Source organism: Rhizobium sp. JAB6 (assembly GCF_003024605.1).
Lineage (GTDB): Bacteria > Pseudomonadota > Alphaproteobacteria > Rhizobiales > Rhizobiaceae > Rhizobium.
Map to the genome: position 1 here is coordinate 997,786 of NZ_PYJQ01000009.1, position 18,379 is coordinate 1,016,164.

Annotated in this window: 18 protein-coding genes; 6 read left to right on the plus strand and 12 right to left on the minus strand. The window is 60.7% G+C overall.

Going from position 1 to position 18,379, the window contains the following annotated elements; all coding sequences use genetic code 11:
* Positions 1–24: 24 nt before the first annotated feature.
* Positions 25–999 (minus strand): MBL fold metallo-hydrolase, encoded by a 975-nt coding sequence (locus C7U61_RS14940; protein ID WP_106998812.1) that lies wholly within the window; start codon positions 997–999, stop codon positions 25–27.
* 342 nt (positions 1,000–1,341) lie between these two features.
* On the opposite strand from C7U61_RS14940, the gene C7U61_RS14945 reads away from it, so the two are divergent.
* Both C7U61_RS14945 and C7U61_RS14950 read left to right on the plus strand, forming a co-directional pair.
* Positions 1,342–2,097: a sigma-70 family RNA polymerase sigma factor gene (locus tag C7U61_RS14945; RefSeq protein WP_106998813.1), complete on the plus strand. Its 756-nt coding sequence runs from the start codon at positions 1,342–1,344 to the stop codon at positions 2,095–2,097.
* Positions 2,094–2,894 (plus strand): anti-sigma factor, encoded by an 801-nt coding sequence (locus C7U61_RS14950; protein WP_106998814.1) that lies wholly within the window; start codon positions 2,094–2,096, stop codon positions 2,892–2,894. The genes C7U61_RS14945 and C7U61_RS14950 overlap by 4 nt, the downstream gene beginning before the upstream one ends.
* A 53-nt stretch (positions 2,895–2,947) precedes the next feature.
* Here the strand turns inward: C7U61_RS14950 and C7U61_RS14955 are convergent, their stop codons facing one another.
* The 9 genes from C7U61_RS14955 to C7U61_RS14990 form a co-directional block, all read right to left on the minus strand.
* A complete protein-coding gene (locus C7U61_RS14955) occupies positions 2,948–3,694 on the minus strand; it encodes a YebC/PmpR family DNA-binding transcriptional regulator (RefSeq protein ID WP_106998815.1) in 747 nt (248 codons plus the stop codon).
* A 111-nt stretch (positions 3,695–3,805) separates the two neighbouring features.
* A complete protein-coding gene (locus C7U61_RS19390) occupies positions 3,806–4,357 on the minus strand; it encodes a hypothetical protein (RefSeq protein ID WP_146143958.1) in 552 nt (183 codons plus the stop codon).
* An 82-nt stretch (positions 4,358–4,439) separates the two neighbouring features.
* The gene (locus C7U61_RS14960; protein ID WP_106998816.1) at positions 4,440–5,279 is read right to left on the minus strand and encodes an MBL fold metallo-hydrolase; all 840 of its coding nucleotides are present in this window, start codon (positions 5,277–5,279) and stop codon (positions 4,440–4,442) included.
* A gap of 128 nt (positions 5,280–5,407) precedes the next feature.
* The gene (locus tag C7U61_RS14965) at positions 5,408–6,232 is read right to left on the minus strand and encodes a TIGR00282 family metallophosphoesterase (RefSeq protein ID WP_106998817.1); all 825 of its coding nucleotides are present in this window, start codon (positions 6,230–6,232) and stop codon (positions 5,408–5,410) included.
* A 3-nt stretch (positions 6,233–6,235) separates the two neighbouring features.
* Positions 6,236–6,823: a 5-formyltetrahydrofolate cyclo-ligase gene (locus C7U61_RS14970; protein WP_106999117.1), complete on the minus strand. Its 588-nt coding sequence runs from the start codon at positions 6,821–6,823 to the stop codon at positions 6,236–6,238.
* Between the two features lie 104 nt (positions 6,824–6,927).
* Positions 6,928–7,590 (minus strand): HAD family hydrolase, encoded by a 663-nt coding sequence (locus C7U61_RS14975; protein ID WP_106998818.1) that lies wholly within the window; start codon positions 7,588–7,590, stop codon positions 6,928–6,930.
* A 213-nt stretch (positions 7,591–7,803) separates the two neighbouring features.
* Positions 7,804–9,201 (minus strand): AcvB/VirJ family lysyl-phosphatidylglycerol hydrolase, encoded by a 1,398-nt coding sequence (locus C7U61_RS14980; RefSeq protein WP_106998819.1) that lies wholly within the window; start codon positions 9,199–9,201, stop codon positions 7,804–7,806.
* Positions 9,198–11,807: a bifunctional lysylphosphatidylglycerol flippase/synthetase MprF gene (gene mprF, locus C7U61_RS14985; protein WP_106998820.1), complete on the minus strand. Its 2,610-nt coding sequence runs from the start codon at positions 11,805–11,807 to the stop codon at positions 9,198–9,200. Before mprF ends, C7U61_RS14980 begins: the two co-directional genes overlap by 4 nt.
* Before the next feature lie 558 nt (positions 11,808–12,365).
* Entirely contained in the window at positions 12,366–12,848 is a 483-nt protein-coding gene (locus C7U61_RS14990; protein ID WP_106998821.1) for an SRPBCC domain-containing protein, read from the minus strand.
* A gap of 73 nt (positions 12,849–12,921) precedes the next feature.
* Here C7U61_RS14990 and C7U61_RS14995 point away from each other — a divergent pair, with 73 nt between their 5' ends.
* On the plus strand, positions 12,922–13,245 hold the full coding sequence (locus C7U61_RS14995; RefSeq protein ID WP_106998822.1) for a metalloregulator ArsR/SmtB family transcription factor: 324 nt from the start codon (positions 12,922–12,924) through the stop codon (positions 13,243–13,245).
* Positions 13,246–13,280: 35 nt separating this feature from the next.
* On the opposite strand, the gene C7U61_RS15000 is transcribed toward C7U61_RS14995, so the two are convergent.
* Complete coding sequence (locus tag C7U61_RS15000) at positions 13,281–14,144, minus strand: helix-turn-helix transcriptional regulator (RefSeq protein ID WP_106998823.1); 864 nt, start codon at positions 14,142–14,144, stop codon at positions 13,281–13,283.
* Between the two features lie 101 nt (positions 14,145–14,245).
* Here C7U61_RS15000 and C7U61_RS15005 point away from each other — a divergent pair, with 101 nt between their 5' ends.
* Together C7U61_RS15005 and C7U61_RS15010 are read left to right on the plus strand one after the other, a co-directional pair.
* Positions 14,246–15,064 (plus strand): SDR family NAD(P)-dependent oxidoreductase, encoded by an 819-nt coding sequence (locus C7U61_RS15005; RefSeq protein WP_106999118.1) that lies wholly within the window; start codon positions 14,246–14,248, stop codon positions 15,062–15,064.
* A gap of 47 nt (positions 15,065–15,111) precedes the next feature.
* Entirely contained in the window at positions 15,112–15,825 is a 714-nt protein-coding gene (locus C7U61_RS15010; RefSeq protein ID WP_106998824.1) for an SDR family oxidoreductase, read from the plus strand.
* A 37-nt stretch (positions 15,826–15,862) separates the two neighbouring features.
* Here C7U61_RS15010 and C7U61_RS15015 read toward each other — a convergent pair whose 3' ends face one another.
* On the minus strand, positions 15,863–16,300 hold the full coding sequence (locus C7U61_RS15015) for a helix-turn-helix domain-containing protein (protein WP_106998825.1): 438 nt from the start codon (positions 16,298–16,300) through the stop codon (positions 15,863–15,865).
* Between the two features lie 226 nt (positions 16,301–16,526).
* Between C7U61_RS15015 and C7U61_RS15020 the strand changes: the two genes are divergently transcribed.
* On the plus strand, positions 16,527–18,326 hold the full coding sequence (locus C7U61_RS15020; RefSeq protein WP_106998826.1) for a chloride channel protein: 1,800 nt from the start codon (positions 16,527–16,529) through the stop codon (positions 18,324–18,326).
* The last annotated feature ends 53 nt before the right edge of the window (positions 18,327–18,379 follow it).

Sequence of the window (18,379 nt, forward strand, 5' to 3'; positions counted from 1 at the left end):
GATACTGCTCCTCTTTTTGGCCGCTCAGGCCTGGATGGTGGGGGTGAATCCGTAGGCATTGCCGTCCTTGACGAAGGTGCCGGAGCCCGGGAATGGGAAATGCGAGCCGCAGATCCTGATCTTGTCGGCAATGACGCGATCGATCAGCCTGCGGCGGGTGGCGACGGCCATCGGACCGTCCTGGTCGTAGGCGCCTTCCCATTCCGGATGGGGCGCAAGCAGCGCCGGCACATACATGATGTCGGCCGAGACCATCAGCTGCTCGCTGCCGCCATCGACGAGGAAGACGGAATGGCCGGGGGTATGGCCGTATGCGGCCAGCATGTGGACGCCGGGTGCGACTTCCGCATTGTCCTCGACGAGCTTCCAGTTCTTCCATGTCGGAAAGACGGAGGCAATGCGCCGGCCAGCTTCCTTGCGGCCTTCCGCCAGCTTGCCGACACGGCCGGGATCGGTCCACCAATTGTATTCGGCCGCGTTGACGATCAGTTCGGCATTCGGGAAGACGGCGGCATTGGTCCCCTTTTCCATCAGGCCCCAGACGTGGTCCGGATGAAAATGCGAGATCATGATCGTATCGATCTTCTTGTAGTCGATGCCGGCGGCCGCCATGTTGGCCGGCAGATGCGTGGCATTGGTCTGCCACTGCCCGACACCGGAGCCGGCATCCATCATGATCTTCCGTCCGCCGATATCGAGAACGACGACGGTCAGCGGAATGGGCATGAAATCCGTGGTCAGGCCGGCCTTGGAGAGCGCTTCCTTGGTGTCTTCGACGGAAGCATTCTTGATGAAGGCCGGGTCATGCGGCTTGTGCCAGATGCCGTCATAAATGGCCGTGACCTCGATTGAGCCGACCTTGTATTTGTAGAAGCCGATCGCCGGCTCCAGCGGCGTGGCGGCAAAGGCTTGCGGGATGAATTCGAGCTTCGACGACAGACCGAAGGCTGCCGCAGCTGCGGCCGTGCCGAGAACGGCGCGGCGGGTCATATCAAACATCGCAATATCTCCTCAAAGTTATGGCTTTCGGGCTAGGCAGAAGTCGCAAGCGATTGCGGCCTTCCACTGAGGAAGAAGATCGATGGCGATGAGCGCTTATTCCCTGCAGTTCGAAAAATTCCCACAAGCCATTGAGGTATATGGTATTATTTTTGAACGATCGGATTGAAGCGTGAGAACGGCGGGCGTCCGCATTCGGCATCCGCGATTTTTTGTATCCGATCGGGAATAAAGCCCGCGCGGGCGCGATCTAGTGTTGCAGGCAACATTGCAAGCACCGTATCAGCGGCTTACAGTCCACATCGGCGTTTTGCGGGGATCATGATGACAGACGCCCGATTTATGACTTCGATGACGCGCGATGACGAGTTCGCACCATGGAGCTGGCGTTCGCCGCAAGACACCGCGGCTGGCAGGCTGGCTTGGTTTCTCCACCGCCTGCGCGCCTTCCTCGCCGCAATGAAACCGGAGAGGCACATTGTCCTCACGGCGACGGCAGAACCATCGACGCATGCGGTGTCTTCACAGCGCGCGCCCGCCTCGCCCGACGAGACCATGCGCCGCTTCCAGCGCACCATCATCCCGCATCTGGACGCCGCCTATAATTTCGCACGCTTTCTGAGCCGGGACGCCGATGCGGCGCAGGATATCGTGCAGGAGGCATATCTTCGCGCCTATCGCGGCTTTGGCGGCTTTCGCGACGGCGATGCCCGCGCCTGGACCTTCACCATCGTCCGCAACTGCTACCATGCCTGGCTGCAGGAGGGCCGGCGCAAGACCCGCTATGAGCAGCCGCTGACCGACGGACGAGATCTCGAGCAAGGCGCCGCCTCTCCCGATCCCGCTTCTGAAGAAGATACGCCGGAGGCAGCCTTCCTCCGCAAATCGGAAACGCAGCGCGTGCGCGAGGTCATCGACAGGCTGCCCGATGCCATGCGCGAGGTCCTCGTCCTGCGGGAACTCGAAGATCTCTCTTACAAGGAAATCGCCGAGATCATCGATGCGCCGATCGGCACCGTCATGTCGCGCCTCGCCCGCGCCCGCCGCGATTTCGGCGAGGCATGGCGTAGCCTCGAAGGAACAGGGGCGGCGCGATGAGCGGCGGAGAACTCAATGACCACAGCGAGTGGGCAGACCTGCTGCACGGCTTCATCGACGGCGAACTGGACGCAGCCAATGCCGCCCTTTTCCAGGCGCATCTGGCAAGCTGCGCCGAATGTGCCGGCGAGATGGAGAATGCCATGATGGTCAAGCGTCTTTCCGCACGCGAAGGCGTCAAATGGCAGGCGCCGGACACCGTCCACGCGCGCGTACAAGCGGCACTTTCGCTGGAACAGGCCATGACAAGGCGCGCGGTCGCCCCGCATCGGGCCGAGAGCTCACTGCGGCGCCTTTGGCGATGGGTTCGCGAATGGAGTTTCGTGCCCTCGCTCGCCGTTCTGGCCGCAAGCCTCATGCTCGTGCTGAACGTGCCGCAGCAGAGCCAAACGATCGAGGATCAGCTTCTTGCAAGCCACGTGCGCTCGATGCTGGCCGATCACCTGACCGATGTGCTGACCTCAGACCAGCACACGGTCAAGCCATGGTTCAACGGCAAGATCGATTTCTCACCGCCGGTGGTCGATCTGGCGGCACAAGGCTTCCCCTTGGTCGGCGGGAGGGTAGATTATCTCGACGGCCGGGTGGTTGCGGCGCTGATCTATCGCCGGCATGGCCATGTGATCAATCTCTTCATCTGGCCTGCCGCCTCGGGTACCGGCCGCAATGCCGAGAAAGACGGCTACAATTTCGCCGAATGGCATGCGGACGGGCTGGTCTTCTGGGCCATCTCCGACGTCGCCGCAGCCGACCTTGCCGCCTTTCGCGACAATTTTATCCGCGCGACAAATCCATAACGCAAAAACCGGCCGCATCGCTGCAGCCGGCTTTGTTGAATAACTGCAAAGGATCAGGCCGAGAGCTTGGCCAGCACTTCATCCGAAACTTCGAAGTTCGAATAGACGTTCTGAACGTCATCATCGTCTTCAAGGCTGTCGATCAGCTTCATCAGCGACTGCGCCTTTTCTTCATCGACCGGCACGTTGTTCTGCGCACGCCAAATCGCCTTGACCGTCTCGGCTTCGCCGAGCGAGGCCTCGAGCGCCTTGGCGACTTCGCCGAGAGATTCGAAGGCGCAGATGATCACATGGCCCTCCTCGTCGCTCTCGACATCATCGGCTCCGGCCTCGATCGCCGCTTCCATGACCTTGTCGGCATCGCCAACGGTTGGCTTGTAGGTGATTTCGCCGACATGGTCGAAGGAGAAGGAGACCGAACCGGTTTCGCCAAGCGCGCCGCCGGCCTTGGTGAAGATCGAGCGGACGTTCGAGGCAGTGCGATTGCGGTTATCGGTCAGCGCTTCGACGATGATCGCCGTGCCGCCCGGACCGTAGCCTTCGTAGCGGACTTCATCATAATTCTCGGTGTCGGCACCGGACGCCTTCTTGATGGCGCGGTCGATATTGTCCTTCGGCATCGACTGGGCCTTGGCGTTCTGGATAGCCAGACGCAGACGCGCGTTCATCGTCGGGTCGGGCAGGCCCGTCTTGGCGGCGACGGTGATTTCGCGCGCCAGCTTGGAGAACATTTTCGACCGCACGGCATCCTGACGGCCCTTGCGGTGCATGATGTTTTTAAACTGTGAATGGCCAGCCATGGCACCCCTGTTCACGTCTTTTGTTGGAATGGCCGCCTTATAAGAGCGAAGCAGCCTTCATTCAAGCAAAAAGCCGGGTAATGGCGGCGGTAGAAGCCTTGCGCCACATTCCTACAGCTTGACCGCAAGCTTGCCCGCCCGAATATCCGCAACGGTTTCCATGGCCTTGTTCAATCCCTCGAGCGAGGCGCGTTCGTCCTTGATTACCGGCCGTAGATCGGGCGACCAGTCATTGATGGCGCCAATACGCGCCAGGAAAGTGCTGCCGCTTCTCATCTGTTGAATGATCCGGCCTGCCGGAACGCAACCCTGTGTATCCGTAGCCACCGCCGGATGGCTATCAACTCTGATCAATGCAGTCATGCCCGGCCCATCATGCGACAAGGCACAGACGCGTTGGGGTGTTGGTGAACTGCCGTAATCAATGAACAAGGCCCCCGACAGGGACGTAATGCTGCAATTGCGTTTATCGGTCATTGCATCGGTTGGGCATGACACGCTCCAATTGCCAGCGGCCAACAGGTTTGCGCTTTTGCCAACAGAAACCGTTCCCTGACTGAATTTTTCGATGCGGTAGCCATCCGATGTAGTGCTTACCGGATTCGGAGAGACACACCCCGATAGTGTCGCAGTTATGATTGTAGTCAAAAGAACCCGGCTCATGCGCCTCCCCCAATGGTACGGCACAATCAATCATGGCTAGCGGAAGTTGCATAGATGGCGGGATATATCTCAACGAAAATTGTCATAGCCCCTTGAGCACATAGATCAGCGGCTTATGCGGCAAGGTCTTCACCGACACCGTGACGCTCGGTGTCGGCGCATAGGCAACGTCGAAGTCTGGGCCGAACAGGGCCAGGAACTGGTCGATCGGCGGCCCCCAGCGATGCATGGGCAGGATCAGCGACGAACGCAGACGCTTGACGACGCGGCTCATGCTGTCAGCCCCCATGGTCAGCCCGCCATCGACCGGCACCATCACCACATCGAGCCGGCCGATCTCGGCATATTGCTGGTCGGTGAGCTCGAAATGCAGATGTCCGAGATGGCCGATGCAAAGGCCCGCGACTTCGAAGATGAAGATGGAATTGCCGTTGGCCTCGATGCCGCCACCCCAGGAGCGGATATCGGTGACGACATTGCGGATGAGCGTATCACCGATTGCCATGCGGATCTTTGCGGGCTCTCCGGGCACGTCGCTCCACCCGTGCAGCACATATTTGATCGCCGGATCTGGGGTCAACGTATAGTGGCTCGGATGCGCCTTATTCATCGTCACGACCTCTGGCGTATAAGGCGGCTGATAAGCGCCGCTATAATCCGTGGCGATGGAAACGCCGCCAGGCGTTTCGATGAAAAGCGTGGCATGGCCGAGGAATGTGATCTTCACATCACCGTCGACGGGATCATTGGCAAGTGTCGGGCCAGGACGAGAAAAGCTGGCGAAAGTCGCTTTGGGGACGGATTGCGCGATCGCCTGACATTGGCTGGGCTGCGGGCGCGAAGGTATTTGCTGGGCATTTACCGCACTCCAGCAGAAGGCCAATGACAGAAAAAACACGGCAAGCACAGGAAATCGCGGCATGACGCCATCCCCTCAAGCCCGATAGTGGCGAAAGGATGCGGCACGAGTTGATACAGGTCCAGCGACAATCGGACGCGATTGCTCACAATCGCGTCATCATAAGGCGATGATGAATTATCGGCCGGCGTTTAGCGCCAGAACTCCGGAATGGTTTCCGCCAGCCGCGGACCGAGCCGCAGCGGTGCGATCTTTTCGGCCAGCCCGGTCGCGTCGGAGATCTCGACGCCGACGCCGCATATGGTGGCTGGCCCCGAAGCCGCTTCGAAGCGGCCCTTCGGCATCTTCGAAATGAAGCGGTTGAGGGGCTCCTCCTTCTCCATGCCGAGCGAAGAATCGTAATCGCCGCACATGCCGGCATCCGACATATAGGCCGTACCCCCATTCAGGATCTGCGCGTCCGCGGTCGGCACATGCGTATGCGTGCCGACGACGAAGCTGGCGCGGCCATCGACGAAATGGCCGAAACATTGCTTTTCGCTCGTCGCTTCCGCATGGAAGTCGAAGACGATGGCGTCGGCCTGTTCCTTCAGCGGGCAGGCATCGAGAATAGCCTCTGCCGACTTGAAAGGGTCGTCCAGCTCCGGATGCATGAAGACGCGGCCCATGATGTTGGCTACGAGCACGCGCGCGCCGTTACGGGCATAATAGAGGCCGGAACCCCGGCCGGGCGTGCCGGCCGGATAGTTGGCGGGGCGCAGGAACTGGTCGTGGCGGTCGCAGAAAACAACGGCTTCCTTCTGGTCCCAGACATGGTTGCCGGTCGTCACGACATCGGCGCCCGCATTGATCGTCTCAAGGAAGATGTCTTCGGTGATACCGAAGCCGCCGGCGGCATTCTCGCCGTTGACGATGACGAAATCGAGCTTCAGGTCGGATACGAGCCCCGGCAGGCGGTCCCACACAGCGGTCCGTCCGGTCTTGCCGACCATGTCACCCAGAAAAAGCAGCCGCATTCGCTATCCAATCACTTCCGAAACGAAACTGAGTCCGCTCTCGGTCAAAATCGCGTCAAGACGGACATCATGCGGCTCCGCAGGTACTGATGGCACTTCTTGGCAATCGAATGCAATGCCGATCAGCCGCGGATCCAGGCCTTTTTGATGCAACTGCTCGATCGCGCGGTCGTAATAGCCGGCGCCATAACCTATGCGATGGCCGCTTCTGTCGAAGGCCGAAAGCGGCACCAGCATGACGTCCGGATCCAGCACCGCCGCATCAGGTCCGGGACCGGAGGTCCCGAATCCAACCGGAACCAACGGTACCCCGGCAACGAGCTCGCGAAAGACGATCGTGCTACGATCAAGGATCACGGGCACGCAAAGCCGCGCCCCACGCTCCCGCAGACGCGCCATCAACGGCCTTATGTCCACTTCAGAACGGATCGGCAGGAAGCCGGAGACGATATCGCCTGGCCCGATATCGATGGCGTCACCGCCGTGCGCCACCATGGCCAGACCTTTTTCGATGCGGTCTTCTGCCGGAATGGCGTCCCGCGCCGCCAGGCGCTCGTTGCGATATCGGGCTTTCAGCTCTTTGGGAGTCATAGGATCTTCGCGAAATTTATATTGTCGCGAAACCATAATGAGCCGGTCGCCCGTTGCAAAGCGCGAAAGCGACATGCAGTGGTCGCGCAAAGGAGTGAACTGCATCAGCCTTTGCGGATGATCGACAATTTTCCGTCGCCATCCACATGCGCGCGAACATTTTCATAATTCTGCAATGTGGTGTGATTGGTCTCGATCGGATGCGAATGCGTGGCCGTGATGACCACCACATCCGCACCTGCCGCCTCGCCCGCCTTGACTCCGGCCAAGACGTCTTCAAACACCAGGCATTCCGAGGGGCTGAGGCCGAGGCGCTGCGCGCCGAGAATATAGCCCTGCGGATCGGGCTTGCCGACCTTCACGTCTTCGGCGGTGACCATGAAGCGCGGCACCGGGATCCCGGCGGCGTCCAGACGCGCGAGCGCCAGACGATAGGGCGACGAGGTGACGATCGCCCAGCGCTCCGGCGGCAGCGACGCGAGGAAATCGACGGCGCCCGGCAGCGCGATCACACCCTCGACATCGGCAATCTCGGCTTCGGTGATCTTCAGCGCCTCTGCGACCGGATCGACGCCAGGCAGATTCAACTGACCGATCGTATCGACCCCGCGCTTGCCATGCATGGTCGGCATGAACTTCTCGACATCAAGACCCTGAGCGCGCGCCCAGTTGCCCCAGACACGTTCGGCAGCGGCAATCGAATTGATGATGGTACCGTCCATGTCGAACAGGAAGCCGGAATAGGTCTTGGTGAAGGCGGAATTCATTGCGGCGGACAAGGGCGGACCTTTCTGGATAAGACGGTGAGCGACTGCGGCAAACGCGACGCTCTTACTGTGAGCCCTTCTCGACTAGCGGCAGCCATCGCAAGAAGCAAATAAATGCTGCGCAGGACGCTCGGGAAAAGTGAATTTGAGACAGTGACTGAGGAAAGACGAGAAAAGGCACGCGGCAGCAAGAGAGGCCGCGCGCCGTGAGCATTATTCGCCGAGGCGGCTCTTCAGGCCGTTGATGATATGGTTCGCCAGGGCTTCGTAATCGTCATCGAAATGGTGGCCGCCATCCATGGCGATGACCTCCGCGCCGGTGCCCTTCAGCAGCGGGCAGGCGACATCTTCGTCATCATCCTTGCCGTAGACGCATTGCACCATCTTCGGATTGATCGACTTGAGGTCGTTGACGGGATCGCCGCCCTTGCCCTCGCTCGAAGCCCCTAGCCAGCCCATGACCGAGATCACGTAGTCGACCTTCTGCGACAAGGACAGCAGCGACATCTGGACGATCTTGTCCTTTTCGGCCTGAGGCAGGCGGTTATAGCTCGCCGGCAGCACATCGGCGCCAAAGGAATAGCCGACCAGCACCACATGCTTGACCTTGAAGCGCTTGGTGTAGAAGTCGATGATCCGGGCAAGATCATTGGCGGTCTGCAGCGGATCCCTCTCGGACCAGAAATAATGCAGCGAATCGACGCCGACGACCGGGATGCCCTGATCCTGCAGGTAGCTGCCGACCTCCTTGTCGATATCGCGCCAGCCGCCATCGCCCGAATAGACGATCGCGAGCGTGTCCTCGGTCGGCGTCGTTTCCATGACATCGAGGGGCAGGCCGAGGGGCGACTTGGAACTGTCGATCGTCTTCATCAGATCGGCGAGCGAAGCCTCCAGCGTCGCATAGGTGTCGGCATTGTCGGAATCCGTAGTCTGGACTTCGGGATGATCCTTCTGGATGTCTGCAACATGGTCGCGGCCATCCTTCGGGGCATTTGCCGTAAAGGTCACGAGAATAGGATTGGGTAGCGCACCCTCCTGCAGACCGAAGGACACCATATCGCCATCGGTCTTCTTCTCGGCCGGCGTGCAGAGTTCCTGCTTCAGGCCGATGCCGGCAGTCGGATCGACGGCCAGCGTACCGGCAACGGTCGCATCCGGGGTCTGCGCCGCGATCGTGAGCGCCATGGCGCCGCCGGCGCCAACACCGGCGATGATGGGCAGTTGATAGGTGCTGTCGGCAAAGGAGCGCTGCACCTGCTGGCTCAGCGATTCCAGATCCGCGACGATATAGATGCAGCCGTCGTTCTTGCTGACATCATAACTATTGAGCGAAGCCAGAAAGGACGGATAGTCGATGCCGATGACGAGCGAACCATTGGCGACGAGCTTGTCGGCAACGGCCTTCTCCTTGTCGCCCCAGCCGGCGAGATCGGAAATCAGGACGACTTCGTTCGAAACCTTGCCATGCGGTCGCATGATGTGCGGCGCCGGGATTACGCCCAGATCATATTTCGTATCATCGGCCTCAGCCCGCGCCTGGCCCGACACCAGCAGGCCCGCCGACAGCACGCATGCAAAAGCCAATGACATTGCGTATTTCAAGATCATTTCCTCACGACCCCCTTAAGTCCGCCCCCGATGAGGAATGTGGCATCCATCAACGCGATCATTGGACTGACACCTCCCGAAACAGCCAGGTAGCGGGGCTGCCATTCGGGATGGAACTTTGATTTGAAGGCACGAAGCCCTTTGAAATTGTAGAAACGCTCGCCGTGTTCAAACACAGTTCCCCCGACCCTGTCCCACACCGGCGCCGATTCCCGTCTCGACATGCCAGACAGCGGCGCCATGCCGAGGTTGAAACGCTGAAATCCCTGACCCTTGAGGTATTCGAGGATCTGCACGAACAGAAAATCCATCGAACCCTTCGGGGCATCAGGGGAAAAACGCATCAGGTCGACGGATCCCTCCTCCTTGGTCTCCGTCATCAGGATATTTGCAAATGCGACGATCTTACCATCCTTTTTCAACACGCCGACCGGCTGCGAGCACACATAATCCGGATCGAACGCCCCGAGCGAGAAGCTCTTTTCCTTGGCATTGTGATCGGCAAGCCATGTGTCCGAGACATGGGCGAGCTGATCCAGCACGTCGGGTATATCCTGAGGTTCGATAACGGCAAATTCTAGTCCATCCCGCACCGCGCGGCTCGCCGTCTGCCTGAGATTGGCCCATTTGCCGCCCTTCAGCTCGAAATTGGCGAGATTGACCACGGCAAGTTCACCGAGCTTGAACGCCCGCAGGCCGGCATCGGCGCAGTAGGAGAGAAGCGCCGGCGAGATCTGGTAGAAGACCGAGCGGCAGCCGGCAGCGCGTGCCGTCTCGACGAAGCGCCAAATCAGATCGGGCACCGCCTGGCGCGGACCGACCGGATCGAACAAGGCGATCCACGAGCGGCCGTGCTTGCCGTACATGATGAAGGCATCGCCTTTTTCCGAGAACATGATGCTCTTGTCGCCCATGCGCACCAGATTGGCGTCGGCAATGCCCTGCTTGCGCACGATCTCGACCGCGCGCGCCAGCGCATCGTCGCTGACAGGCTCCGGCCGCTTCGTTGCCGGGCGCAACAGGCTGAAGATCGCGATCGCCGAGGACAGGATGGAAATGCCGAGCGCCGCACGAAGCCCGCGCGGCGCCTCATCGGCAAATTCGAACTGCCACCAAAGTTCGTTGCTGTATCCGACATCGCGATAGACGAAGAACAGCACGACGATGGCGCCGATGCAGACGACCGCGATCGCGGTAAGCCAGCCGGCCGTCAGCGTCTGGTTAAGCAGCGAAGCCGGCCGCTTGAATAGGCGGCGGCTGACCACAAGGCTGAAGACGAAGAAAGCCAGCAGCCCGGCTTCCACGATGGCAATGGCCTTCAGCAGCGAGAAGAACAGCGCGAACAGCGCAGAGAAAGTTGAGACCCACCAGGCGCCGTCGAGACGCTGGCTGAGACCGCGCGCCGCGACGATGATCGCAAGACCGAGAAGGCTCGAGAGAAAATGTGCGCCTTCGACCAAGGAGAGCGGCAGATAATCCGACAGCACGATCAGGTTATGGTCGGGCGTCGGCGTGACGCTCGAAAAGACCAGCATCATGCCGAGCAGCAGCGCAAAGGCCGACAATAGCTGCGGCATGAGGCGCGCGCCCACGCGGCGCATGCTTGAAGCCACCGGATGATCGACGAAGCGGCGCAGCTCCGCCACCGAGATCGCGGCAATGGCGATAACGAGCGGGATGACATTGTAGATGACGCGATAGAGGACCAGCGAGCTCAGAACGGCGTCTTCATTCACGGAACTGCCGAGCCAGGCGATGATGATCGTCTCGAAGACGCCGAAGCCGGCCGGAACGTGGCTGAGCACGCCAAGCCCGACGGCGATCGCATAGATCGCGAAGAAGCCCGGCCAACCGATCGAGGTTTCCGGCAGCAGCACATAGAGCACGGAGGCCGATGCTGCGATATCGAATGCGGTGACGAGAAACTGCCGCGACCATGTGCGCGAATCCGGCAGCCGAACTTCGACCGGCCCGATGCGCACCTCGCGGCCATTGCGGCCCGCATAAACGACGAAAGCCAACGCGGCAAGAATGGCGATGGCGATCAGCCGCAGCCACAAGCCATCGACGCTGATCAGCGGCCCGATTTCATCTGCGATAACCAGAAGCGCGATGGCGCCGACGGCGGCCAGGCCGAGACCGAAGGCGAGCGTGACGAAAGCGATGACGCGGGTGATGTCGTCGGGCGATAGCCCGAGTCGGGTATATGCGCGATAGCGGATCGCGCCGGCGCTGAGCGCGCCGAAGCCGGCCGTATTGCCGACCGCATAGGCGCTGAAGGAGGTCAGCGCGACATGCGGAAAGGGCAGCCGCTTGCCGATATATTCGAGCGCATTCTGGTCGTAGAAGATCAGCGAGGCGAAGCTCAGGCCGGTAAACAACAGCGCGAGCAGCACCGAGGAGATCTTCGTCGTCGTCAAGGCGTGGACGACATCGTCATAGCGTACTTCGGTGGTCAGGTCGTAGATCGCATAGGCGGCGATGCAGAAGACGGCGACAGTGAGAACGGCGACAATCAGCGCGCGATAGCGGTTCAACAGCCCGACGATGCCACCACGCTCTTCCAATTCCTCGTCGGCATTTTCCAGATCGATTGGGCTCGACATGCTCTACCTGTTTATATTGACCTTGCGGTCCTGATTATTGGGATATTCGGTACACCGGTCATATGTTTGGTGTGGCCGTATACACTTCTTTCACAGGTCCGTTATGACGCGTGCTCCCATTATTCTAAATTTAGGCAATTTTGGCGCAGGCCCGGGACCGGCAGCTATGAATCTGCCGTTAGTCAGAGGATTTTGCCATTCAGCCGGCTTTCGAGCTTATCCATACATAACATGATTTCCCCTTCCATCCCGAAGGCGGCCTCTATCAGGAATTCGCGATCCGGTCACCTGTGTACCCATTCCTCACTCAAGCGCATCGCGGCCGTCGGCCAGCCCGCGTGAATCGCTATTCCCCCAGAGACCTCATCCAGGCAATTTTCGACCGCTGAAGCCGAGCCTTGCTTCTGATTGCGGAAGCCTACTACAACGTGGAATAGATATCCACCTCGCGAGTCAACCGGCACCTGGCTGGCAAACGAATCGGCCCGGCACCAATATCGGCGCCGGGCTCAAGGCCAAGCCGGAAAGAGCCGAGTTGCGGTATGCCCATGCCGGAACTCAGCGATCGGGCGCTTCCGCCGGTTCGCCGCGCATTTCACTCAGGAAGAATCCTTCGCGCAGATTGATCCCGTATTCGACGAAGGCCTTCATGCAGCAGAGCATCTGCGTCCAGCCCTCGCAATTCAGATAGGTGCCGCGCCGGCCGGCCTCGTCTTCGCGCCAGCCGCTTTCCTCGATGACGACAAGCGTGCCGCCATCCTCCAGTGCATCGAAAGTCATCTCAACCTTGGTTCTATAACGAACGCCGTCTTCCCCCGTGCCGCCGTCCCAATGAAAGACGATGCGCTTGTTATCCTCCACCTCATTGACCTCGACGGGCGCATTCTTCCACCAGATGACCGTAGTTCCGGCCACGAGGGGTGCGCTGGCACCGCCGATTGTGGTGAAGTAGCTCGAGAGCTTCTTCGGATTGACGACCGCATCGAAGACATCTTCGACCTTACGGCCGATCCGCCCTGAAATCCGAACATTCAACGTCATGACATCTCCTCCATTATCCGCTGGTTGCCATTCCTCGATTGCGAGCAACACCATTATGTTATAAAAATATAACATGTCAAACGAATCGGATAGCGACGCTATTTTCAAGGCCCTTGCGCATCGTCGCCGGCGCGAAATCCTGGACATGCTCAAGGATGCACCGCGCACGACGGGCTCGCTCTGCGAGGCATTCACGGATATGGACCGCTGCACCGTCATGCAGCATCTGAAGGTGCTGGAAGAAGCCGATCTTGTTATCGCCAAGAAGGATGGCCGCGAGCGCTGGAACCATCTCAATAGCCTGCCGATCAAGCAGATCCACGACCGCTGGATCAGCGCCTATGCCGGCCATGCGCTCTCCATCCTCGATCAGCTGAAAAAGGATCTGGAAGATTAAGAGGAAAGGGATGACCGCAGCCGGCGAAAGCCGATTTAGGCTGCGCGGGCTCGGCTCAACAGTCTTTTCAGCTTGTCGCCCGTTCCGTCCTCGTCAAGCGGCGTATAGACCACCAGCTTCATATCGGGCCGATCCATGACCGCGAGCGCGGTATATTCGAATGTCATCAACCCGCCTTTCGGATGACGCAGACGTTTGTGACCCGTCAGCGGCCGCAGCACGTCCTGCCTGGGCCACCACGCACGAAATTCGGGACTCGCCTGCATCAAGGTGGAGATTAGCCGCTCGAAATCGGGATCGCCGGCATAACGGGCACTGTCGGCACGAAACATCGCCAGCGAATTCGCGGCCACGATCTCCCAATCGACAAGAAGCTGCCGATGGGCCGGGTCGGTAAATACCCGATGGACGCTGTTGCGCGCATCGCCCTGCAACAGATTGTAGTCGCCGAAAACTGCAACAGCCGCCGCATTCCAGGCCAGCACATCCCAGCGTCGGCCGAGAACATAGGCCGGTTGGCCGGCAAGGCTCGCCAGCATGCGCTGCAGCGCATCGGGCACATCCTCCGGTCCGCGCGACGGAGCTTCTGCAGACGGCCGATCACTCAGCGTAAAGAGATGCCGCCGCTCGGCCGGATCGAGGCGCAACGCGTCGGCCAGCGCCGATAGAACCTCTGCGGAGGGACGGACATCCCGGCCCTGCTCAAGCCATGTGTACCAGGTGGTGCCGACACCGGCGAGCAGCGCCACTTCCTCGCGCCTGAGCCCCGGCGTACGCCGCCGAAACCCTTCCGGTAGTCCGGCGCTGGCAGGGGTCAGCTTTTCCCGGCGCGAGCGCAGGAAGGCGCCGAACTCACGACGCCTGGCTTCGAGGAGGGTCTGGCTCTGATTGATGGTCATGCTCTATCATAGCAGGATCAATACTAGGATAAAGTCAGAACTGTTTGCCGGTTCCGCAAGCTGCCAAATATCATCATGCAGACAACGAGAAGGCGATTGCTATGGACATGAGCGGCAAGACAGCCCTGATTACAGGCTCGACGGATGGTGTCGGGCGCCGAGTTGCGGAACGATTGGCAGCGGCAGGCGCTACGCTGATCGTTCACGGCCGCGACGAGACCCGCGCTGAAGAGCTGGTCTCTCGTATCCGGGACAAGGGCGGCAAAGCGGTCTGTTATCTTGCCGACCTTTCCTCGCTGGAAGAGGTCCGCACTCTGGCGGAAGCCATCGAGCGCGATCATGATCGCCTCGATTTGCTGATCAACAATGCCGGCATCGGCACCACTGGCGGCGGCGCCGGGCGCCAGGTAAGCCGAGACGGATACGAGCTGCGCTTTGCGGTGAACTATCTTGCCGGCTTTCTGCTGACGCGCCAGCTCCTGCCTCTGTTGAAGGCAAGTACTCCCGCCCGCATCGTCAACGTATCCTCCGCCGGTCAGCAAGCCATCGACTTCTCCGATGTCATGATGACGCGCGGCTATAGCGGCGTGCGCGCCTATTGTCAGAGCAAATTGGCGCAGATCCTCTTCACCTTCGATCTTGCTGAGGAACTGATGGGTTCCGGCGTCACCGTCAATTGCCTGCACCCGGCGACCTATATGGATACGACGATGGTGCGTCAGGCTGGCGTTGCACCGCTAAGCACGGTCGAGCAAGGCGCCGACGCCATTCTCAATCTGGCATTGAGCAATGCTCTGGACGGACGCACCGGTCTCTATTTCGACGGAATGCGTCCGTCGCGCGCCAATGCTCAGGCCTATGACGTGGCTGCGCGCCGTGAGCTGCGAACACTCAGCCAAAGCCTTACCGGCCTGGTCTGAGACCTTATTCCTTGTTCCCCCTCCCTAGCCCTTAGAAGGAGACACCCATGTCGTCTCAACGTGTCGTCATTATCGGCGGCTCCTCCGGTATCGGCCTTGCGACTGCCGCCCATCTTCTCGAAAAAGACTATCGCGTCACGATCACTGGTCGCGATAAGGCGAAACTTCAGGCTGCCGCTCAAAGCCTGGATGGCGATCTCACGGCGATCGCCATGGACGCCGCCGACCTCGCCGGCCTTCCCGCCGCATTCGAGGCAATCGGCCCGTTCGATCATCTCGTGCTGGCATTGGGCGGGGGCAATGGCGCCGGTCCCTTCGCCACGGTCGATCTTGCCGACGTCAGAAGAGGTTTCGAGCGGAAGACGATGGCCCATTTTGCCTGTGCCCAGGCCTGCCTTCCCTATCTGTCGAAACAGGGCAGCATCACCTTCGTTTCCGCCGTATCGGCACAGGCGGCCATGCCGGGAACCGCGGGGCTCGGAGCCATAAACGCCGCCATTGCCGCGCTGGCGCCGATTCTCGCCGTCGAGCTCAAGCCGATCCGGGTAAATTGCGTATCTCCAGGCGTCGTCGACACCCCCTGGTGGGATTTTACCGCTGAGCGGAGGAAGCAGACCTTTGCCGGTTTTGCGGCACGCACGCCGGTTGGCCGCGTCGGCAACCCAGGGGAAATCGCCGAAGCCATCGCCTTCCTGATCGGCAATGGCTTCACCAGCGGCCATACGCTGATCTGTGACGGCGGCATCCGCCTGGGCCAATAATCCCCGCCGTTGCCGGCATCATCCGGCGATCGCGCTCTCAATCCTGGCGGACACCCGCCTGCAAACGCGTGAGGATTTCGATCAGCTTGGGCGCCATATCACGGATCTCGACCAGATGGATCGAGCTGAGCTGCTGAAGAACCTCTTCGGACTTCTCGGTCAATTGCAGGGTCTGGCGACGCTTGTCCGTCGGATCGGGATGGCGGGTGACATAGTCGCCATCGATCAGCCGCCCCACCAGCTCCGTTGCCGTATGCGGCGCAATCAGCAGCTTTTCCGCCAGCATGCCGATGGTCATGGCTTCGCGGACACCGTTCCCCTTGATGGCCAGCAGTGCCTGATGCTGCTGCGGCGGCAGGCCTGCCTCATGCGCGGCCGAAGTGCTGAAATCCATGAATTTGCGCAGCGTATAGCGCAAGGTTGCCAGCGCCTCGTAATCCGCCTGAGAAAGGGTTTTGTCCAAACGTCGCACCATCAAATCGTCCTCATTGCCGCCGTTCGCGGTCCTAAAGCAGTCGCGCGAAATCTTCAGCGTTTTGCGGCAACACCGTGCTCCAGATCAAGGAACTATAGTGCCGAAAACGAATCTTGCAGATCGTGACGCGCGTCGGTTGATTTATATCGCATTACGATATATTTGCCATCTCGAAGCGGGGAGCGGCTGAAGGATGGCCGCGCGCGCTTAGCACAGAAGGCCTCCCATGCAGGACATACCCACCTCACAAAGTCACACCCACGATTTCTCTGGCGGGGCCTCCCGCAAGGACAATGGCGATTTCACCACGGACAAGCGCGTTCTGGTGCTGATTGCCATGGCGCTCGTTGTCGGCACCGGCGGCGCGTTCGCCGCCTGGGTGCTCATCAATCTCATCGCACTCGTCAGCAATGCCGTCTGGCTGTTCAAGATCAGCACGGAGCCGCTATCCTTCGCCATGGTGACGCGCTCGCCCTGGATGGTGGCCGCCCCCATCCTCGGCGGCCTCGTCATCGGTCTGATGGCACGCTATGGTTCGGAAAAGATCCGCGGCCACGGCATTCCGGAAGCCATCGAGGCGATTCTGATCGGCGGCAGCCGCATGTCGCCGAAAGTGGCGGTCCTGAAACCTCTGTCGTCGGCGATCTCGATCGGCTCCGGCGGTCCCTTCGGTGCGGAAGGTCCGATCATCATGACGGGCGGTGCCATCGGCTCGCTCTTCGCCCAGCTCTTTCACATGAGTGCGGCGGAGAGAAAGACCCTGCTGGTCGCCGGTGCCGCGGCCGGCATGACGGCGGTGTTCGGCACGCCGATCGCGGCCGTCATGCTTGCCGTCGAACTGCTGCTGTTCGAATGGAAGCCGCGCAGCTTCATTCCGGTCGCGGTCGCAGCCTGCGTTTCCGTCGTCTGGCGTCCGCTGCTGCTCGGCAGCGGCGCGCTCTTCCCAGCCCATTTCGAAATGTCGCTCTCCTGGTGGGGCATCTTGCTCGCTACCGGCCTCGGCATCGTCTCCGGCTTGCAATCCGGCCTGCTCACGACTCTGCTCTACAGGATCGAGGACGCCTTCGAGAAGCTGCCGATCCACTGGATGTGGTGGCCAGCACTCGGCGGCCTCGTCGTCGGGCTCGGCGGCCTGATCGAGCCGCGTGCGCTGGGCGTCGGCTACGACATCATCGCCGATCTGCTGCATAGCCACGTCACTCTCGCCGCAGTGCTGGCGATCCTGCTGGTCAAGGCCGGCATCTGGCTCGTGGCGCTATCCTCGGGCACATCAGGCGGTGTCCTGGCGCCGCTGCTCATTCTCGGCGGTACGCTTGGCTGGCTCGTCGGCCTGGTTTTGCCCGGCGATCCCGGCTTCTGGGCGATGCTCGGCATGGCCGCCATGATGGGCGGTACGATGCGCGCGCCGCTGACTGGCACCTTCTTCGCCGTCGAACTGACGGGAGATACCAGCGCGCTCGTGCCGCTGCTTGCGGCAACGGTCGCGGCCTATGCCGTCACCGTCCTGCTGCTGAAGCGATCAATTCTGACCGAAAAGATCGCGCGGCGCGGCCAGCATATCACCCGCGAATATGGCATCGATCCGTTTGAGCTCACCCGCGCCCGCGACATCATGATCGCCAAGGTGGACACCTTGCCCGCATCCATGCGTCTATCGGAAGCGCTGGCGCAGATGACGGAGCGGCCGGACGCGCATCGCTTCTATCCCGTCGTCGGCGAAAACGATCGCCTTGTCGGCATGATCTCGCGCTCCGACGCCCTGCGCTGGCAGAGCAAACCGGAACTCATGGATCAATCGCTGTATGACGCAATTTCGGATACGTCCCTTCCGGTCGCGCATGCGGACGATACCGTCGGCCGCGTCGCCGACATCATGATCCAGGCTGATACGGGACGTGTTCCCGTTGTCGAACCGCAGACCGGCCGCCTCGTCGGCCTCATCGCCCGCAAGGATCTGCTGCGGCTGCGCAGCGCAGCCAACCGCGCCGAACTCGAACGCGGGGCTTATCTGCGGGCTAAAGGTTAGGGGAGGAGGAGTGGCGCCAGCGCGGCAAAAGAACTGCGCGGCGCCTTCCTTGA

Bases quoted from the DNA above. Each gene is read 5' to 3' on its own strand.
- C7U61_RS14970 (WP_106999117.1), bottom strand. From the start codon at position 6,823: ATGACTCCCAAAGAGCTGAAAGCCCGATATCGCAACGAGCGCCTGGCG.
- C7U61_RS15010 (WP_106998824.1), top strand. From the start codon at position 15,112: ATGTCGTCTCAACGTGTCGTCATTATCGGCGGCTCCTCCGGTATCGGC.
- C7U61_RS14950 (WP_106998814.1), top strand. From the start codon at position 2,094: ATGAGCGGCGGAGAACTCAATGACCACAGCGAGTGGGCAGACCTGCTG.
- C7U61_RS19390 (WP_146143958.1), bottom strand. From the start codon at position 4,357: ATGAGCCGGGTTCTTTTGACTACAATCATAACTGCGACACTATCGGGG.
- C7U61_RS14965 (WP_106998817.1), bottom strand. From the start codon at position 6,232: ATGCGGCTGCTTTTTCTGGGTGACATGGTCGGCAAGACCGGACGGACC.
- C7U61_RS14975 (WP_106998818.1), bottom strand. From the start codon at position 7,590: ATGAATTCCGCCTTCACCAAGACCTATTCCGGCTTCCTGTTCGACATG.
- C7U61_RS15015 (WP_106998825.1), bottom strand. From the start codon at position 16,300: ATGGTGCGACGTTTGGACAAAACCCTTTCTCAGGCGGATTACGAGGCG.
- C7U61_RS14995 (WP_106998822.1), top strand. From the start codon at position 12,922: ATGTCAAACGAATCGGATAGCGACGCTATTTTCAAGGCCCTTGCGCAT.
- C7U61_RS14960 (WP_106998816.1), bottom strand. From the start codon at position 5,279: ATGCCGCGATTTCCTGTGCTTGCCGTGTTTTTTCTGTCATTGGCCTTC.
- C7U61_RS14990 (WP_106998821.1), bottom strand. From the start codon at position 12,848: ATGACGTTGAATGTTCGGATTTCAGGGCGGATCGGCCGTAAGGTCGAA.
- mprF (WP_106998820.1), bottom strand. From the start codon at position 11,807: ATGTCGAGCCCAATCGATCTGGAAAATGCCGACGAGGAATTGGAAGAG.
- C7U61_RS15005 (WP_106999118.1), top strand. From the start codon at position 14,246: ATGGACATGAGCGGCAAGACAGCCCTGATTACAGGCTCGACGGATGGT.
- C7U61_RS14980 (WP_106998819.1), bottom strand. From the start codon at position 9,201: ATGATCTTGAAATACGCAATGTCATTGGCTTTTGCATGCGTGCTGTCG.
- C7U61_RS14955 (WP_106998815.1), bottom strand. From the start codon at position 3,694: ATGGCTGGCCATTCACAGTTTAAAAACATCATGCACCGCAAGGGCCGT.
- C7U61_RS14940 (WP_106998812.1), bottom strand. From the start codon at position 999: ATGTTTGATATGACCCGCCGCGCCGTTCTCGGCACGGCCGCAGCTGCG.
- C7U61_RS15020 (WP_106998826.1), top strand. From the start codon at position 16,527: ATGCAGGACATACCCACCTCACAAAGTCACACCCACGATTTCTCTGGC.
- C7U61_RS14945 (WP_106998813.1), top strand. From the start codon at position 1,342: ATGACTTCGATGACGCGCGATGACGAGTTCGCACCATGGAGCTGGCGT.
- C7U61_RS15000 (WP_106998823.1), bottom strand. From the start codon at position 14,144: ATGACCATCAATCAGAGCCAGACCCTCCTCGAAGCCAGGCGTCGTGAG.